This is a genomic window from Biomaibacter sp. TOL (assembly GCF_059717795.1).
Genome location: NZ_AP046092.1, coordinates 1,876,771 through 1,895,411, shown reverse-complemented (window position 1 = coordinate 1,895,411; position 18,641 = coordinate 1,876,771). Strand labels below are relative to the sequence as shown.

The 18,641-nt window shown below is 42.8% G+C and carries 14 protein-coding genes; 5 read left to right on the top strand and 9 right to left on the bottom strand.

Annotated elements, in window-relative coordinates:
* Window positions 1-5: 5 nt before the first annotated feature.
* On the top strand, window positions 6-1,895 hold the full coding sequence (locus AC6I1H_RS09480) for a stalk domain-containing protein (RefSeq protein ID WP_497737357.1): 1,890 nt from the start codon (window positions 6-8) through the stop codon (window positions 1,893-1,895).
* Between the two features lie 52 nt (window positions 1,896-1,947).
* Here the strand turns inward: AC6I1H_RS09480 and AC6I1H_RS09475 are convergent, their stop codons facing one another.
* Window positions 1,948-2,625 carry a DUF4830 domain-containing protein gene (locus AC6I1H_RS09475; RefSeq protein ID WP_497737356.1) on the bottom strand — a complete coding sequence of 226 codons (678 nt, stop codon included), beginning with the start codon at window positions 2,623-2,625 and terminating at the stop codon, window positions 1,948-1,950.
* Between the two features lie 171 nt (window positions 2,626-2,796).
* Here AC6I1H_RS09475 and AC6I1H_RS09470 point away from each other — a divergent pair, with 171 nt between their 5' ends.
* The gene (locus AC6I1H_RS09470) at window positions 2,797-3,033 is read left to right on the top strand and encodes a hypothetical protein (protein ID WP_497737355.1); all 237 of its coding nucleotides are present in this window, start codon (window positions 2,797-2,799) and stop codon (window positions 3,031-3,033) included.
* Between the two features lie 92 nt (window positions 3,034-3,125).
* Here the strand turns inward: AC6I1H_RS09470 and AC6I1H_RS09465 are convergent, their stop codons facing one another.
* The 8 genes from AC6I1H_RS09465 to AC6I1H_RS09430 all read right to left on the bottom strand — a co-directional run bounded on the left by AC6I1H_RS09465 (window position 3,126) and on the right by AC6I1H_RS09430 (window position 11,629).
* Window positions 3,126-4,271, bottom strand: coding sequence for a hypothetical protein (locus tag AC6I1H_RS09465; RefSeq protein WP_497737354.1), 1,146 nt, complete (start codon window positions 4,269-4,271; stop codon window positions 3,126-3,128).
* A 70-nt stretch (window positions 4,272-4,341) separates the two neighbouring features.
* A complete protein-coding gene (locus tag AC6I1H_RS09460) occupies window positions 4,342-5,835 on the bottom strand; it encodes a sensor histidine kinase (RefSeq protein WP_497737353.1) in 1,494 nt (497 codons plus the stop codon).
* A 50-nt stretch (window positions 5,836-5,885) separates the two neighbouring features.
* Window positions 5,886-6,587 carry a response regulator transcription factor gene (locus AC6I1H_RS09455; RefSeq protein WP_497737352.1) on the bottom strand — a complete coding sequence of 234 codons (702 nt, stop codon included), beginning with the start codon at window positions 6,585-6,587 and terminating at the stop codon, window positions 5,886-5,888.
* Window positions 6,588-7,257: 670 nt separating this feature from the next.
* On the bottom strand, window positions 7,258-7,611 hold the full coding sequence (locus tag AC6I1H_RS09450) for a PTS glucitol/sorbitol transporter subunit IIA (RefSeq protein WP_497740755.1): 354 nt from the start codon (window positions 7,609-7,611) through the stop codon (window positions 7,258-7,260).
* 56 nt (window positions 7,612-7,667) lie between these two features.
* Window positions 7,668-8,669, bottom strand: a complete 1,002-nt coding sequence (gene srlE / locus AC6I1H_RS09445) for a PTS glucitol/sorbitol transporter subunit IIB (protein WP_497737351.1) — start codon at window positions 8,667-8,669, stop codon at window positions 7,668-7,670.
* Window positions 8,670-8,684: 15 nt separating this feature from the next.
* Entirely contained in the window at window positions 8,685-9,239 is a 555-nt protein-coding gene (gene srlA, locus AC6I1H_RS09440; protein WP_497737350.1) for a PTS glucitol/sorbitol transporter subunit IIC, read from the bottom strand.
* A 16-nt stretch (window positions 9,240-9,255) separates the two neighbouring features.
* The gene (locus AC6I1H_RS09435; RefSeq protein ID WP_497737349.1) at window positions 9,256-9,708 is read right to left on the bottom strand and encodes a transcriptional regulator GutM; all 453 of its coding nucleotides are present in this window, start codon (window positions 9,706-9,708) and stop codon (window positions 9,256-9,258) included.
* A gap of 40 nt (window positions 9,709-9,748) precedes the next feature.
* On the bottom strand, window positions 9,749-11,629 hold the full coding sequence (locus tag AC6I1H_RS09430) for a BglG family transcription antiterminator (protein WP_497737348.1): 1,881 nt from the start codon (window positions 11,627-11,629) through the stop codon (window positions 9,749-9,751).
* Between the two features lie 598 nt (window positions 11,630-12,227).
* Between AC6I1H_RS09430 and AC6I1H_RS09425 the strand changes: the two genes are divergently transcribed.
* The 3 genes from AC6I1H_RS09425 to AC6I1H_RS09415 all read left to right on the top strand — a co-directional run bounded on the left by AC6I1H_RS09425 (window position 12,228) and on the right by AC6I1H_RS09415 (window position 18,641).
* Window positions 12,228-12,692, top strand: coding sequence for an RNA polymerase sigma factor (locus tag AC6I1H_RS09425; protein WP_497737347.1), 465 nt, complete (start codon window positions 12,228-12,230; stop codon window positions 12,690-12,692).
* Window positions 12,692-13,675, top strand: a complete 984-nt coding sequence (locus AC6I1H_RS09420) for a sigma factor regulator N-terminal domain-containing protein (protein WP_497737346.1) — start codon at window positions 12,692-12,694, stop codon at window positions 13,673-13,675. Before AC6I1H_RS09425 ends, AC6I1H_RS09420 begins: the two co-directional genes overlap by 1 nt.
* A 91-nt stretch (window positions 13,676-13,766) precedes the next feature.
* Entirely contained in the window at window positions 13,767-18,641 is a 4,875-nt protein-coding gene (locus tag AC6I1H_RS09415) for an Ig-like domain-containing alpha-2-macroglobulin family protein (RefSeq protein ID WP_497737345.1), read from the top strand.

Here is an 18,641-nt window from a genome sequence, read left to right as displayed (position 1 = left end):
ACACTATGATAAAAAAGATTTTGTGCATGTTCCTCTTATTGACACTGACAATTTGTGCAGGATGCCGGCCAAACGCATCAAACAATAGAATTGTCAAAGAAATTGACGGGGTATCAATGGTATCAGCCAAAGATATGAGTGACCTGCTGGGATTAAACTGCATGATTGAAGATGATTGTATAATTTTTAAACAGGATAATATAAAGTTAAAGATAAATTTTGTCTCACCATATGTATATAAAGATGAATACATCATGTACATCCTGGAAAGGCCGATTGCATATATAGACGGTAGAGCTTATGTGCCTTTGAGCTTTTTCACCGATTATTTGAAAGCCGAAGTGAGAATAGATGACAATAATGAATTCCACATAACCAATAATGGCTTTTCACTTTATAATGTAGTAAAATTTTTGCCTTCAGAGGTTATAAATGCAATGAATGATGAAAACTATCCTTACAGAGATAAGATACTTAAAGCAGTTGAGCTGCCAAGGGCCATGGATGTTGAGATCCCGAGGATAGATACGGAAAAGATTATTGATACAAGACCTCTGGAACATTATGCCAAACAGGATCTGAAAGAGCATGGATACACAATGTATGAAATTGTTAACTTTGCCTATGAAGATTACAACACAATAAAAGAAACATGGAAAATCACCGAGGAACAAATTAATTATGCTAAAAAATTGTATCCCGATTTGAAAGGCAAGGATATAAGTGGCTGGACTAATGAAGATTACAAGGCCTATTATACCGCTCTTGATAGTAAACTTTTTACACAAGAAGAAAAGGAGCAATTGGAACAAAGAGGGATATTATCACAAGACATGGGTTTGATTTATGAATTTACAAACGGAGAAATTTCCCCGTATCTGGATGAATCGGAAGAGCCTTTGAAAGAGATAATATCAAGCCAGTATAATCATATCATTGCTCAGATCGCTTTTTTGGCCGAAAACTATCCGGAGAAGAAATATGAAAAGGTGCAACCGGAGAACAGGCTTGCTACCGAAGAAATTGACGGCGTACTGATGGTATCGGCACAAGACATCGGCAGACTGCTTAAGATAGATTATCATATGGATGAAAAAGATAATATCATCTTCCAGGAAGACAACATAATAATTAAACTCAGTTTTAATTCCTTTTACGTACACAGAGACGAATATATCCTTTACGTAATGGAAGCAAGACCGGTTAAAAAAGATAATATTGCTTATATACCTTTAGAATTCCTCACGGATTATTTAAAAGTCCCTTTAAAATCGGACAGGAACAATCAGTTATATATGATAAATAATAGCCATTTTTCTTTATATGACATAGCCAAATTTTTGCCCGAAGAAGTTCTGGGCGCAATTGACGATAAAAACTATCCTTACAGAGATAAGATACTTAAAGCGGTTGAGCTGCCCAGATCTATGGGTATTGATATCCCCAAAATAAATATGGCGAAAGTCATTCAAACAACACCTCTTGATTCTTTCAAATATAATTTCAAAGGAGATCTAATAAAACATGGCTATACGGACAAAGAAATTGCCCATTTTACCATTGAAGATTTTGAAACAATAGAAAGCACATGGAAGCTTCCCGAAGAAATGATTGGCTCTATAAAGCATTCTCCGGAGTTAAAGCACGAGGATTTGAGCAACTGGACCTACGGTGACGTGCAAAAATATTCCAATTACAGAGAGAAGATAAATCTGGGGAGTCAATTTACAGAGGAGCAAAGGCAACAATTCAGACAAAGAGGCATATTGCTGGAAGATGTATTCTATCTGCGCAAAGAGTTTCATACGGTTGACACAATTTTGGCTCAATCCGATGAGATATTAAAGGAAACAATCGAAAGCTATTATCAGCTTTCCATTGATATGTTGAATTAGCATGGTGCAAAAACGGTGACAGGCACAAAACCGAATGCATGAAAATGCATTATCACGGTCCCGTACCAACACCGTCAATCCTCCAGCCACTTTTTTCAGATTCTTTCTTCAATATAACAAATCTCGTCCCAATTCCATCATCTGCTGTTATTATTTTTTTGAAATCAAAATCAACTTTTACCTGATACTCCAACACCCCTGGTTCATTGTTAAATCCCTTTAACTCTTTTATTTCCAACAATTTTGCGCTATTAATGTTGTAGTCAATTTTATCCTCATCCTTATTGAAGAGGTAATCAGTAAAATCAAGCCCAATTTGCTTGGATAGTTCATTATTATAAGCCCAATATATCTTTAGTGGATATTCTCCTGCCTTATGTTTAAGATTGTCAGGTAATTTCTCTTTTAAAGTGTTTATTCTATAGTCAACAGTCCAGTTATACTTGCCAAATAGTTGCAATATCTGCTGCTCTATATTAGTATCAGGATTTGTATACTCGTTTAAATCCGCAACATATCTAAAAAAACTATAATCTGGCTCAACCTTTTCCCCATCTTTCTCTATGTACCCTATCTCATAGAGAGTATCGTATGCAAATGTAATCTCTTTTTTGCTGCCCTCTGCTTCTGTAATAACCAACTTATTATTTTTACGGGCCATTCCACTCATTTTGCTTTTGGATTCGTCCGTCAATGGTTTGCTTTCTTCTATCGATTTTTCTCTATTCATTCCCCCTAAAGATGATTCAAACGTCAAAATTATACCCTATTTTCGAAGTAAGTTCCAGTTTATACGCTAAAACATCACTAATGTGCTATAATGAATAAAAAAATTATACAAAAAAAGACTTCTTCCCAAATCGAATCTGAGTATGGAGTTAACGTGAAAGGAGAAAATATTATGATGAAAACTGTATGTTTACAAGACTTGATACTTAAAATAGATGTTGAAAAAACAAAAGAATACTACGACAGCATAACAGTTGAAGAAGGCTGTGACTGTGATTACTGTAGAAATTATATAGAGAATTGTAAAACTTTTTCGCAAGAAGTGCTGGCCTTTTATACAATGTTAGGGATTGACCCTCAAAAAGAAAGGGAATTTATGGAGTTTGCAACTGATACTGATGAACATTAGAGACGGTTTAAAAAGAGGCCAAGTCGTGTTGTAGAGCAACTTGGCCCGCAATAAATATGGCTTTAAATGCAGGGACAGCGAGTCCCTGCCGCCTAAAATGCGAATTCTTTAATTTTGTCGATGGGACCGCTGCCATCTTGGGATGACGGCATCTTGATGTATAATTTGCTGGAATCGTCGCTCCAGTGGGCCATAAGTGAAATAACCGCGGGTATATTGGCGTTCTCCATGATGCGTATGGCCTGAGAAAGCCCGCCGTCGGTGATATCCGCCACATAGATGTCGCTTTTGACAGAGTTTTTATCCCTCAAAATATTCTCAAACACGATTTTTGTGCCGTCGGGGGAGAGGCTGTAAAACGGGGTCCATTGTCCTTCTTTATCTGAGCCGCCGGATATCACTTTCGTGAGGGACTTTTTATCTACATCATAGAAGAATATCCCTGATTCATCATCATATGTTCCGTTGAAGATGACGGTTTTGCCGCCGCAGATGAGGTCGAATCCGGCTAAAGTATCACTGTCCTGTTTTTCAGGCGGATACTTAACGATGGCCTTTTTGTGACCATCGAAGCTCAATTCATAGATCCCGTATCCGTCCTTTTTGGTGTGGGCGGCCACATATACTCTGTCCTGGTAGACCTTGACATCCTCCAGCATGAAGTTTTCGAGGGTGAATAATTTTTTAAAGTCCAGGGCATGGGTCTCACTGGTACGGGTATCTATAATATTTAGATTTGAATGCTTAAAATCAAAATAGGATACATATTCCCCTTTTTCATCGGCAAAGCACGGTTCTCCGTCCTGTTCTTGTTTTTTGATCAATGGTGTCTTTGATTTGCTTTTTAAATCATATACGAAATACTGGTCTTTCTCGAGACACATCACCTTTTTGCCATCCCTCGATGCCTCGCTTGCATCAAGGTTTGCCAGCAGTTGGGGATTTGTGCCGTTCATGTCCATGGTGTAAAGGGCATGGTCCTTGCGGTACAGGATGTGTTGGCCGTCGATGGCCATGATATCTCGATACTCTGTGGGCTGCTGGAGCGAAATCTCGCGGCTCTGGGGCATTTTGACGGTCCTGTCTTCAAGTGCGCTTTGCCGGAGCACGTCCTGGCTCAAGATTACCGTTGAATCCGCCCTGGCTGACCATCCCTTAAAGGCGCACCCGGCAATGCCGGCGGCCAGCGTGATGCACAGGCACAAACAGGCGGTTAATGATTTGACTTTGCGGTTCATAAAACATTCCTCCTTGATCTTGGCATGTATTTTACTGTTACTATGCCGCACGCCTGTTTCCATTTTTTCATCAATTGTTTCCGGAATGTTGCCGGAGGGGAATTTTTATTGTGATTTTTAACAGGTTTTCCTGCCCGGTCATCTCTATGGTTCCTCCATGCTCTTCCACGATAGTTTTACAAATATAAAGCCCGAGCCCGCTGCTCCCCTTTTCCTTGGCGGAAGTATTTCCCCTGTAGAAAGGTTCAAAGGCTTTTTTAAATACCGAATCATCAATGCATTCCACCTCGTTTTCTATCTCGATTTTTGCAAAACCTGCCTCCTCTTTACAAAGCACATTTATGGCGGAACGGCTGCTGCCGTATTTTACAGCATTGTCGAGGACGTTGATGAACAACTGCCTCAATTTATTCTCGCTGCCTTTTATGTGCAGGCTTGCAAGGTCAGCGCGTATTTTTATATGGAATCTGCTTGCTTTAAGCTGCATGTCTTCGCATATTCCCTCAAGCAGGTGTTTTATGTCGATGGTTTTGAAGGGTTCCTGCTCAATCAGCGTATTTTTCTTCGATATTTCGATAAGCGACACCACCATTCGGTGCAGTCGCTCGCTTTCGGATTGTATTTTTCTGGCTGCTTTCATGAGAAATTCTCGGTCGCAAAAATCTTTTGCCCCGATGATCTGGGCGTATCCCGATATGGTTGCAAGAGGAGTTTTAAGCTCGTGAGTCACATTGTTGAAAAACTCGCTCCTGGCCTTTTCCAATTTCATCACTTTTTCTTTTTCCCGGCAGATGGCATCGAGCTGTTGCTTTATTTTGTCCTTCATATAATGGAAACTCCGGCCCAATTCCTGGATTTCATCGCCGGTTCTGATGTCGATATTTATGTCATAATTGCCCAGGGCGACCTGCTTCAATGCCGCGGCAAGTTCGATGATGGGCCTTATTATCCCGTTTGACAGCGCGATTGAAAGCATGAATGCGAAAAAGAAAAGCAGTGCCGTAAAGATCAGGAAGCAGCTCTTTATTCTGAGGCTGGATGCGTAAAGACTGGAATAATCCCTTGTAAATCTAAGTATGCCGTAATATTCTCCGTTTATATAAAGGGGATAGGATAAGTTTACGATAAATTTTCCATCAAAGGCATTTGCTTTAAATGCGGATTTGTTCTCCAACGCCATCGCAAGGTCCTGTCGGCTGCTTTTTCTTAATGTCTCGCTTTCCCGGCTGTTCAATATTATATAGGGCTGGCCGGTCCGTACGCCTTCGTATAAAAAATTGCCGCGGGCATCGTAAAGGGCAACATTTACACCGAAATTCCGGGCAAGGTCCTGCGCGATGTATTTTGCCTCGCGCTGAAAAGAGTCTATAGTTAGATTGTTTATAAAGAAGTATTGTTTGAGATACTCGCGGGACGATTTTTGAAGGCCAACCATATCGGCAGTAATTGTCTCCAGGTTGTTTTTGTTGAGGGCATCGCTCACGTAAAAATTGAGCAAATATGCCGATACGGCGAAGATGATACAAAATCCCGCGATGAATTTATATCTTATGGAAAGTTTCATGAGATATCACGCACTTTCATTTTTTGAAGCGATATAAGGGTGAATTTCGTTTAATCCCGGCTGCACATCTTATATCCGATTCCGAAGACCGTGTCGATAATGGATAAAGTACCTTCAACATCCAACTTCTTTCGTATCCGCTGCACATGCACATCCACGGTCCGTAGGCCTCCCTCGTAGTCCAGGCCCCATACCCGGTCGAGGATTTGTTCGCGGGTCAGGACCCGGTCCCTGTTCTCGCAAAACAGCAGCAAAAGCTCGTATTCTTTGGGCTTGAGCTTGACCTTCACGCCGTCTTTATATACCTCCATGGCCTTTTTGTCGATGCTTACGTGATCGTTGATGTAAACAATCTGGCGGTTTGACAGGGATTGTCTTAAATTCTCCATTCGCCTGAAAGCCGTCTTCACCCTGGCTGTCACTTCCCGGATATCGAAGGGCTTCGTAATATAGTCGTCAGCGCCAAGCTCAAGCCCCAGAACTTTATCGGTGATATCGTTTCTGCAAGTGAGCATGATGATTGGAATTTTGTATTTTGATGTTATCTTCCTGCATAAATCAAAGCCGTCCGTGTCGGGAAGCATCAGGTCAAGTATGATGACGTCGGGTCCAAAGCCTTCAACCTCCCTTAATCCGTTTTTCCCGTTAAAGGCGCATTTTACCGCATAGCCTTCCCGGCGCAGCGCATAGGATAGAATGTCGCAAATGGAATCTTCATCTTCGATGATGAGTATACGCTTTTTATCTTCCAAGAAAATCCCTTCTTTTTCAAAAGCGTTGTCGCTGCGGCGGGGCGTTGCAACCTTCAGGCCGCAGGTCCTGATTTAATTTCATTTCTATTGTTTACATATGCAAAAAAAATGTTATAATATATAAAGAGGCAATCGGAACCGCAAAAGTGCGGTTGCCACGTGAGGATTATATTAGAATAATCACCCGCCGGGCAAAAGCAGGGTGATTATTTTTTCCTTTTGGAAGTAGGTGGCAACCACACCCTGCTTATCCGATTGCCTTATAAAAATTATACCATAATAAAATAATAAAGAAAGAGGGAGCGCATTCCTACATTAATATATAGATTCTACTGTAAAAACCAATTGAAGGTGGTACGTGACGGCCAAAGGCACCATAAAGTGAGGTTTAGCCGCTCTTAAGTCCGGAACAACACCCACCTCCGGTGGGTACCCGGCAGGAGCGGCATGCACGGATGCATGTCGGCCGGCACCTGAGGCAGGACGCCGAATTGCCGGCTTACCCTGCGAAGCGCAGGGCCGGACTTTAGAGCGGTTTACCGAACGATCCGGTGCCGGGGCCGTCACTACCACCAAGATTGACTTTCTACAGTGAAATCAATTTTTAATAAAAACAAAGAGCAAAAGGAATAGCGATGTCCCTTTCGCTCTTTTTAAAATTGATTTGTTTTCATAGAAGAATGGATATTTCTGTTCCGACATGAATGGCGGGGTACTTCTTGTTTTCCACATAAAGGGTGCCTGGCAATTTTGCCTGCGTGGAACCGTCAAATTTTACAGTAATATGGCCCAATTCATCCAAATTTTTTTTAACTTTTTCTCCTACTGCTGTTATTTTATAATCCTGATCATCAAACCTCAATATCATGCCGGGCTTTATTTCATTTTTGCTTTTATTAACTTTTATGTTAAAGCAATAATCTGTCAGGCTGTCCGGCACATTTTCGCCAAAAAGTATCAATAAGTTTTCGGATTTAAACAGTTCTGCATTTGAGCCGATTTTTTTGACTACTGTTTCATAAATTTTTACCAATATTCATGTTCCTTTCTGACTTTGATTATTTTTGCTAACTATACAATCTAACTATACAACCCAAAACTGGCAAGCCAGGCAACAATTACACGGGGAACCCCATTTAGAAATCTTGAATACAGAACGGAGGGAACGCCGACTTCCACGGTTTCCGCTTCGGCTTCTTCCAAACCTAAACCGACGGGAATAAAATCACAAGCATTTTGCGTATTAATGGCAAATAAAGCCGGCAGAGCAAGTTGAGGGGGAATATTTCCCTTTCCTATTTCCACGCCTATTAACGTCCCGATGATCTGAGCGATGACTGCTCCTGGCCCCAGCAATGGAGACAAAACCGGCAGAGAACAAACAAAGCCTATTATGATTAATCCAACAATATTGCCTGCCAAAGGAGTCATAATATTCGCAAACCAATTTCCGATTCCGGAGCCTTCTATTATGCCGATAATCAGAGACACGAAAGCCATGAAGGGAATAACTGTAGTTAAAATCGTCTGGACCGCGTTCCGCGCTGCCTCATTGAATGTTGCAACGATTTTGCCTGCTCCCATCCCTATGCGGGCAATGAAGCTTTTTTCGGCTCTTTGTTCGGTAATCTTTTTGGAAGTATCATATTTATATTGCTTTTTAATCTGCGCAGCGTTTTTTTCAGTTGTCTCGGAAACAATTTCAGATTCGTCAGCCAGCTCTATCTGGTCCATGCCGACGGCGGACACATATATATCTTCGGTAATATATTTTGCCAAGGGTCCGCTTTTCCCCGTGGGGTTGATGTTTACTGTCGGTATTCCTTTTTGGGGATAAATTCCACATCTCAATGTCCCACCGCAATCAATGACGGCCAGTGCGATTTCTTCGTCGGGAATTGATGTTTTAAAACCGTTAACTGCTTCCATCCCGGACAGTTCTACTATTTTGTCAATTATTTCGGGCTTTTCTCCTGCCGTTACATATAAAACTTTATGTTTTTTTTCGGTCGGAGTAATTATGAGAGGCCCTCCAAAACCACCGCTTCCTCTTTTTATTTTTATGCTTCTATACTTTGCCATTTGAAATTCCTCCTTTTATTCAGCCGTTACTTTGGGCTGCTTGCTGAGCGTTATATCCTGCTGCCTGCAAACATAAGCTGTTGTAAAATCCGTAACCCATCCACCGACAAAATTCATCAACATGCCGACCAACATATATCTAATAGCTAAATCCATGGTATTCAATCCCAGTTTTTCTACCCCCTGGGCAATCCCCAGCCAAACAAACAGTTCTCCGGGATTAATATGAGGGAATATGCCGTTGCTTGTGTGGCAAAATTGCGCTAAAGATGCGTAATAGCTTGGCTTGTAATATTCTGGCAAAAACCTGCCCAATGTGAAGGACATGGGATTGCCCAGCATAAATGCGGCCAAAAACGGCAATACCAGATACCGGGTTACCGGGTTTTTTGAAGAAACTTTTGCAATCTTTGTGACTTTTTCTTCTCCCAGAAGGCTGATTACGGTATTCATTAATACCATCAGCATCAAGACAACCGGCACAATACCCTTCATCCATCCGATGAAAGTATTTGCACCCGTTTGAAATAAATTCATAAATCCCTGAGCGATTTTGGCTACTACTGCCATTTTTAACACCATCCTTTTAAATTTTTGTTGTCAACAACTTTATTTTTGAGTGCAATGCCGCAAAAAATCCTTTAGTTTCCGGCATTTTCTTTCCCTGCTGCACATATAAGTATACATCCCTTGCGTCCAGTATCGTTTTCCTGGTCAAATTATTTTCCTTGCAATTGCTCAAAGAGTGTTCATTTATTTGCTGGATGTATTCCCCCTCAAGTGAAAAAATAGGCTTAAACTTGGCCAGCACGGTAAACCCCTGCATTTTTACGGCTTCCAAAATTTTTCCCTTATCATCTACTGCCATCATAACAATAGTACCCGCGCAAAGTTTCCCCGGTTTTTTCCCTATCACCACTTTCCCCCTGCTTCTCAATCTCCTGTATACTTCATTGAAATGCCGAATCTGCTTTGCTCCCAGGAACACTTGCAGCAAATAAGCGGTGAGTGCAAATAATCCGAATATATATATGTTCACGCGATATCACCTCCTTCTATCTGTTAAATTCATTTTTACTTCACTTTACTGGACAATTGCCATAAAGTGTCTTTTTTAAAAATGAAATAAACTCTTTTTCATTGGTCAGTTCCCCGATTTTTGAATGGATTTCTTTCATTCTTGCTATTCGAAATATCAAATCATACATATTCAGCAGCGAATTTTCAACATCGACGTCTATATTTTCTGGTATACCTGCCAGAAATACAATTTGGACACTTTTGCCGTCAACCAATAATGGATTTTTAAAGACCCCTACATTTAACACTATCCTGTTGAAGCCTCTGTTCAATGTGTGGGGGAATGCAATCCCCTCCTCAAAGATAGTGGATTGTTTCTTTTCTCTTTCCCGCCATAGATTTATAAAATCGGGATTTAATTTTTTATCTTCAATCAATTTGCGAATCATGAATTCAACATTATCAAAATAACTTTTTTCTTCGTCCAGAACCGTAAAGGAAAAATCAAGCTCGGCAATGACAAAACTTCGTTCCTTTTCTATCTTATTCCATTCGTTAATAACATAATTGTAATCAAACAAATTATTTACCTGAATCACAGGTATTTTCTTGTCTATTTCCACAGGGAAGGTGGAAAAAACCGCAAAAAAATCTCCCAGATTATGTTTTTTGTAATTCTGTTCTGAAAACTGCAATATTGCCACGTCGGGCCCCAAAATTTCCTGGATCTGCTTTTTGATAAACATTGTTGTGCCTTTCCCCAGATTGCTTATTATTGCGATCTTTTTTTGCTTGCTTTTTTGGCCCTTGTAATATAACATCAATTCGAAATATACAGCAAGATAACTGATTTCGGATGGTGCAACGCTTATCATTAAGCGCGATTCTATTACATTTGCGGCCATCTTCGCCAATTCATAAGAAAAAGGATATTTCTTTTCAATTTCATCATAAAACAGATTGAACGGTTCTATATGAAATACGAGCCTGTTCACCATGAACATCAAATGGTATTTCATTTCTTCAAATAATTGGTTGTCATCCAATTCAAGTATGAAATTTGCTCTGATTTCTTTAATCATATCGTCAAAAAGCTCTCTTATATTTTTGTCATATTTTTCCATGCTCTCTTTTTTTACACAGGCGGAATTTCTGATATTAATGGGGAAAATTATGAAATCCTTATCGTACGGCCTCAAGATTATGTTGTATTCCTTTTCCAAATGATGGATAAACATTTTTACGGAACCTGAATTTTTCTCGTAGTTGTTATAATAAGGTATTTCTTTCTCCAGATAAAAGCCTTTTTCAACTCTGTCCAAAGTAATACCTACAACCTTTTTAAGGATACCGGCGTTGTAATTGTTTAACTGATACTCTTCTGCAATTTTGCTTATATATTCGGCTGTGTTGTCTTTCAGCTTATAATCTGTAAAATAGTAATCATAAACATAATACAGCAGCACCAGCCGTTTGTTTAATTCGTCCCCGACAATTTTTATGCCTTTGTTCGGTATGCCGTATAAGCTCATGCCGAAATCGGAAACAATTTTTTTTATATTCTTCAAATCTTTATTTATCGTTCCTCTGCTTACTTCAATTCTCTCCGCCAGGCTATCCACTGTAACGAAATCTCTGGTATTTAACAGAGTTTTTAGAATAAAAGCCATGCGCTTGCTTGAAGAATTAAAGTCCATATCTTTTTTCAGTTTTCCATTCATTATTTCTTTAAACTCTGAATGATTTTCAATGCGCAGATAGCACCTGTCTTTTTCCCACAATATGGAGGCTATACCCTTCAGTTGATCGTTTAATAATTCTATATTCTTTTTTAAAGTCTGAGAGGTTGTCTGGATAATGTCACTTAGCTTTTCATCGGTAATGTATTCCTTTACCAAAAGTACATTTAGGATTTGATACCACTTCTTTACAAGAGACATTAACACTTTCCTCCGTTTTCAACCTCTGGTTTTTCCTCCTGCGGCATCTGTAGCAATTCCTTAAACCCGGCACAGCCGCAGCCGCAAGCTTAGTGCTTGAGCGGCCCAGAAAAATTTATGTATTTCGGGGGAGCGGCGACGTCGCGGCTTTCCGGTGCACTGAGGAAATTTTGCCGCTGATTTATTTTTACACTTGAAATTATATATCAAAACCCGTCTTGAATTAATACACTTTTTTTCAAAGTAGTCAGAATATAAGTTATACTAATTAAATGATTCTGGTGTAAAACCTAAGTTGGCTGCTAGAGATTGCTAAGCGCACCGTTTAGCGAGGCCGTCGCCGCTCTTGAGTTTAGTACAAGTCGGAGGGGAAGCAGCGGGCATGGATGCCCGCTGGCCGGCATCTGAGGCAGGACGCTGAATTGCCGGCGAACTTCCCCGAAGCGCAGGACTAAACTCTAGAGCGGCAGGACAAGCGGAGGTGCGGAGCAATCTCTGGCAGCAAAAATGACTTTCTACAGTGAAATCATTGTTTACTTTTCTTTTTATTAAACGTCTTTATAATTGGAAGAGGAAAACAAGCGAAGGAGGGGGATATGTGTGGCAGGAACTGTACCGTATCGCATTTTACTATCTTTTGAGCCTTGGCATGTCACATGACGACGCGGAAGATGCGGCTCAGGAAACGCTTTTATTTGTGTACCTGCATCTGGACGGCATTCGGGAAGGAAAGCTGAAATCCTATGTTTATGCGGCGGCAAAAAATAAATACATCGACTTCTTGCGGAAACGCAAAAAACAGGTCGCCGTGGCAGATATTGATGATTTTTTCACGAACACGTTTCCGGAAATCCATCGAATCGAAAACAAAGACTTAATAACAAAAGTTATCAGCAGGCTGAGCGCTTCTGAAAAGAGACTCTTTCACATGAAGTATGATCTTGGAATGACGAACGCCGAAATTTCATCGGCGCTCAATATAACTCCCGACTCGACCAAAACGATGATTTGCAGGCTTAAAAGCAAGCTGAAAAAATATCTGAAAGAGGAGGAAGAAATCTGATGATATGGAATTTGAATGCGGAAAACGGCAAAGATGACATCAATTTCGATGAGAAGTCTTTTCTGCGCAGGGCCCGCATGAAAAGCATCCTGCGCACGGCATTGATTTCTTTCGGCGTGGCTGCTGGCATATTTATATTGGCTTTTATACTCGCTTTTGTAGCCCCGGAGATAATGCTGCAGGATCAGGAAAACCGCATAGACAGTTTTTACCCCGACCTTATCAAATTCTCCGAGCCCAACACCTTTGCGCTTTCAGGGGAAAGCTACAACGTCAGGCTGTTCGGGCGCCAGAAAAAATACTATTTATTCAGGATGCTCGGAAGCAAACCTTATCCCGCCGGAACTGTCACTGTGGATTTTGACGCCTGGGGTGGCGAGCAAACAAAAGGGAACAATACCTTCGCCGTTTATGACACTGAAACAGGGGAGCCTTTGGGCGCATATTCGAAAATATCCGCCGCTGCTCCGGAAGGGGCTAAAGAATATCTGGTCCCGTATGCTGTTCCAAAATTAAAATTTTATCATCCCGCAGTAAATTACGAAAAAATTATTAGAGACTTTGATGTGCTGGAAAACATGCCGCCAAATTATCTTGTTGAAATGGCACTGTCTTTCAGAAAGCCCCTGGCGCTTGATGAAATAAAAGCCGTAATGCCGAAAGATTTAAAAATAATGTGGGGTGCCGTAAGCGTTTTTAAAGATGAGGATTACCGGGAAAAAACATATCTTGCGGAGCGCCTTGTGGGAAATCCATACATGGCAGGCAGCGGCGGTGAAAAAGAATGTTTGGAAGAACTCGAGCGCCTCGGCAGCGTTCCAAGCTACCACGCAAAAAACCTTAAAAGGACTGCACAATACCTGAAAGAAAACGGCTTTAAATATTACGGCATTGTGGTGGTAGGAAGGGCGGATACTCTTATTAAATTATCTTCGGATCAGATGATAACGGGAGCGGTGCTGGGCATAACCGCAGGAAAGTAATAAACCTTAATTTTTTTAAAAAAATATGGAACTTTTTTGGTTTATTTTCGTCTTTAATTTATAGAGAGAAAAAATGGGGGGATGAAACGGCATGAAAAAAATTAAAATCGGTGCGCTGGTTTTGGCGGCAGTGATATTGTTTACGGGTCTGGGATTTTACCTGATAAAAAGTAAAAGCAACAAGACTGCTGCCGGTCTCGCAGACTTTTTCGAGAATTTCAGCATGACCCCGGTATCGGCGGATATGACGGGGATGGAGCTGGACTCGCCCATAAAAATCATGTCAAAGGAGGCTATAACGCTGGGTGAGCTTCAGAAATTACTGAAAATTACACCTGAAGAGCCATACAGCATCAAAAAAAAGAGTGACAGGGAGTTTCTCGTCCAGTTTGGCCGGCAGCTTTTGCCCAACACCGTTTACAGAGTGAGCCTGAAGGACGGCGAAAGCCGGGGGCGTTCGTGGGCCTTTCAGACAAAAAGGGAATTCAGAGTGGTGGGAACTCTCCCGCGCGACAGAGGTCAGCATGTGCCGGTGGATTCAGGCATAGAGATACGGTTCAGTTACCCGGGTGTGGAATCCCTTGAAAAATACTTTGAGATAACGCCGAAGGTCGAAGGAAGGTTTGAATACTATAAAAATACCGCGGTATATGTTCACAAGGGCCTGGAGAAAAATACCCTTTACACCGTAAAGGTAAAGGCGGGCCTCGGGCTCAAAGACAGTAGCGAGAAATTGAAGGAGGATTATATTTTTAAGTTCAAAACCGAAGGGGAACCGGATGATGAAAACGGTTACCTAAAGTTTTCGGACGAACTTTTCGATTTGACGACAGCATCGCCGCAGGTGCTGGAGACTGAGGCGGACTCGAGGTACAGGGGCAAAGAATTTCATGTGGAAGTTTACAGGTATAAAAATAAAAAGGATTTCATTGACGATGTTATAAAGATTGATGACAGCAAGATGGCGTGGTACGATACTCCGGCCCAAAAGGTGGAGATCGATGCGGGCAAACTCGAAAAGACAATGGAATTTAAAACCGAGCTTGCGACCGCAGACCCGGAGATGTGGTATCGGGCGTTTCTGGTTTTCCCGGAAAAACTCGAAGCAGGAGACTATCTCGTGAACATGTCGCTGGATGACATGACCTGGCAGACCCATGTCCAGGTGAGTGATTTTGCTGTATACGCCATGGTGGGGGAAAAGCAAAACCTGGTGTGGGTGAACGACATTCATACGAAAGGTCCGGTCAAAGGAGCCGTTGTCAGAGATTTGCAGACGTCTGAATCCGCTGTCACTGGTTCTGACGGCGCAGCAATCATAGGACAAATGGCCCGGTTTGACGAGAATTTTCCGCGGGCATACTTTGTGGTGGAAGTTCCCGGCAAATCTTTGTTCTTTGTGAGAGTAAAACCCCAGTATGATATGTATGAAGACTATTATTATTACTCCGGCGGAAAGAGTACCTACGACCGCAACTACTGGTCGTACATGTATTTGGACCGCAGCATATATCTGCCCACCGACAGGATAAACGTTTGGGGTCTGGCAAAGCCCTCGGCCGGTTCGCAAAAACTTTCCGGGGGAGTATTACAGCTGAATAAAGCGGGTTATGACGGCAATTTTTTGGAAGTGGACCGCCGGGAGGTGACGCTTTCAAGATTCAACACTTATGAAGCAAGTTTTGAAGTTACAAATCTTATGCCGGGAAGCTACTGCGTCGACTTCAAAAACGGGGACCGGGTGATATCCAGGGCATATTTCGATGTCCGGGAATACGTCAAACCCGCCTACAGGATAGACACCGAGCTTGACAGGGAGGAAATCTATGGCTGGGAGTCGGCGCGGCTTTCCGTGAATGCGAGTTTTTACGAAGGCACTCCGGTATCCGGGTTGAAGTTGAAATACAACACCTACGCATATAACGGGACGGGCAGAGACACAGAAGGGTTTTTAAATTGTGACGGCAACGGTCATGCAGAGCTTGTTTACAAACCCGACATAAGTACTGAAGAATGGCGCCCGGCGACTGTTAGTTTCAACCTTCACAACGCCGAGGCCGAGGATGAAGAAATATACGCTTCAAAAATCCTTACCGTTTTTCCCAGGGATGTCATGATAAAAATCAAAACGCGCGCTTCAAAGGATAATACCCGTGGATATGCCACTTTCTATACAAATAAGATCGATATAAGCAAAGCGGGCAGCGAAAGCTATTATATGGATGAAACCTTCAAAGGTGACCCCATCGATATACCTCTGGAGGTCAGGATATATGAGGTGAGTTACGATAAACAGGAAATTGGCGAGTATTATGATTTTATCAACAAAAAGGTGATAAAAAGATATGTGTATAAAGAGCGAAAAGAGCTGCTGAACACAGTGAACGGCCAAACCAAAGGCGGGGTATTCAGCATTGATTTTGCCATAAAACCGGATAAAAATTATGTAATCGAGGCAAGGGGAAAGGACACCAGGGGAAACAGCGTACGCGAGGAAAGCTGGTTTATGATGTATGATTTATACGAAACTTACCGTCAGGGCAGATACGAATTGACCACGGGGGAGGATGAAGACAAAAAATACAGGCCCGGCGAAACGGTGGATGTGAAGCTTTCCTACAACCGGCAGGACGTTCCGGTGACGCAAAACGGTAGGGTGCTTTACATGGTCCTTAAGGATGGCTTGAAAGATTATAAAGTCAGTGGGACCCAGGAGAAATTTGCCTTCGGGGAGGATTATGTGCCCAATACTTACATCTGCGGGGTGTATTTCGACGGTGGAAAAATCTACAGGGCCGGAGTTAAAAATCTGCTCTACGACTATAAGGAAAAGCAGCTTGACATACAGATAAAGCCGGACAAGGAAAATTACGCTCCCGGCGACACCGTAAACCTGGACATCACGGTCAAAAAGCCGGACGGCACTTCCGCTGGAGCGCAAGTGAATCTTAGCGTGGTAGACGAGAGCTTTTTTGCGCTGGCCGAACAGCACGTGAATACCGCTGAATCCATTTATGACTACCGCTTCGGCACGGGAATCCTTCTGGATTACGTTTCCTACAAGAAAATAGATATCCTCGACTTTAGCGGCGCCGAAGGCGGCGGAGAAGGCGGGGATGAGGCGGTAAGGCAGGATTTTAAAGACACGGCCTTCTTTAAATCCGTAACCACCGACAGCCGTGGGAAAGGCAGGATAAGTTTCAGGCTTCCTGACAACCTCACTTCATGGAGGATAACCTATCAGGCCGTGACCGGCGATTTATTCGCGGGAAGCGGAAAAATTAACATAAATGCAAAACTGCCGTTCTTTTTAACCTTAATCATGTCGGATAAATACATGGCCGGCGACTCGCCGTGCATTGCGGCAAGAAGCTTCGGCACGGCAGTGAGCGGGAAGGATATGGTGGATTATACTGTAAGGTTAAAGGACGCCGGGGGAAAAGTGAAAGAGATTAAAAAATCGGAGAGGGCGGGAAATTACGCGTGCATAAACCTCGGGACCTTAAGCGAAGGCAGCTACAGTATTACGATAAAGGCGCAGAGCGGCAAGCATTTCGACGGCATCGAAAGAACCTTCACGGTAGCGGAATCCACCCTTGATGTGATAAAGACCGAGCACCTCAAGCTCGGGGAAAACCTGAAAATCCCCGGCTCCAGCGGGTTTGTTGTATTGAATTTTTACAACAGGGCAAGTTCGGTTTATTACAAGACCCTGACGGATTTGAAATATTCGTGGGGCGAAAGGGTGGATCAGATTCTTTCAAAAGTGATCTCCGATAAGCTTCTGGAGCGCCATTTCGGAGAAAAAAGCCGCGGCGAAGATTTCAATCTCACGGGATACCAGACCGAAAACGGCGGCATATCCCTGCTGCCTTATTCAGATGCTGATCCACACATCTCCGCCCGGGTAGCGGCTCTGGCGGGAGATCTGTTTGACAAAAACGCCCTGAAGACATATTTTTACGGCATACTCGACGACAGGAAGTCCATAAAGGATGATGTCGTGGATGCATACCTGGGTCTTGCCGCCCTTCAGGAGCCTGTGCTGGTGGACATCCAGAGATTTATCAAAGATGAGGCCCTTGATGCAAAAGAAAGGCTCATCCTGGGGATTGCCCTTGCGCAGTTGGGGGACGAGGCGCAGGCGGCGGATATATATGCCGGGATAATGAAAAGCTATGCAAAAAAGAGCGGAGACACATATTATATAGCGGCAGGCGATAGGAACGACATCCTCGAGTTTACTTCGCTGGCCGCGGCGCTGGCGGCGAAGCTCGGCGCGGCTGAAAGATACGGGCTGCTGGCCTATGCGGCAGGAAATGAAGGAGATAAGGTATTGACCAATCTTGAGCAGATGATGTGCATTGTCGATGACATTCCCGACGCTGAGGAAACAGCTTCTTTCACTTATCTGCTGAACGGTCGGGAGCAAAAGGTAGAACTCAAGGGGCATGAAAATTTGGAGCTGCTTCTCAAGCCCGGAGAGGCGGATAAAATCGCATTCAAAGATATCCGCGGGGATATTGCGGTGGCGGTCAGTTTCTCGGGCAAGGTGAAAGATATAGGCGAATTGGCCGATAACATAAGCCTCACCCGAAGCTACCTGTCTTCAGGCAGATTGACGGATAAATTTGAACAGTCACAGCTGGTACAGGTGGTGTTGACTCCGAAATTTTCAGAATCGGCTCCGGAAGGATTTTATGAAATCATAGACGTGCTGCCTGCCGGAATGAGATATGTAAGATACGGGCAGGCCGGCGTAAAGACGTGCTATCCCATGGAGCAAAGTGGCCAGAAAGTGGTCTTCGGATATTACTACAGCAAAAAGGAGCCGAGGCAGAGCATAGTCTATTTTGCCAGGGCGGCGGTCCCGGGGACATATACAGCTGACCATGCGGTGATGAAACACACCGAAAGCAGCGCCACTGCTCTCGCCGGGAAGATCACCGTGCACATAACGGAATGA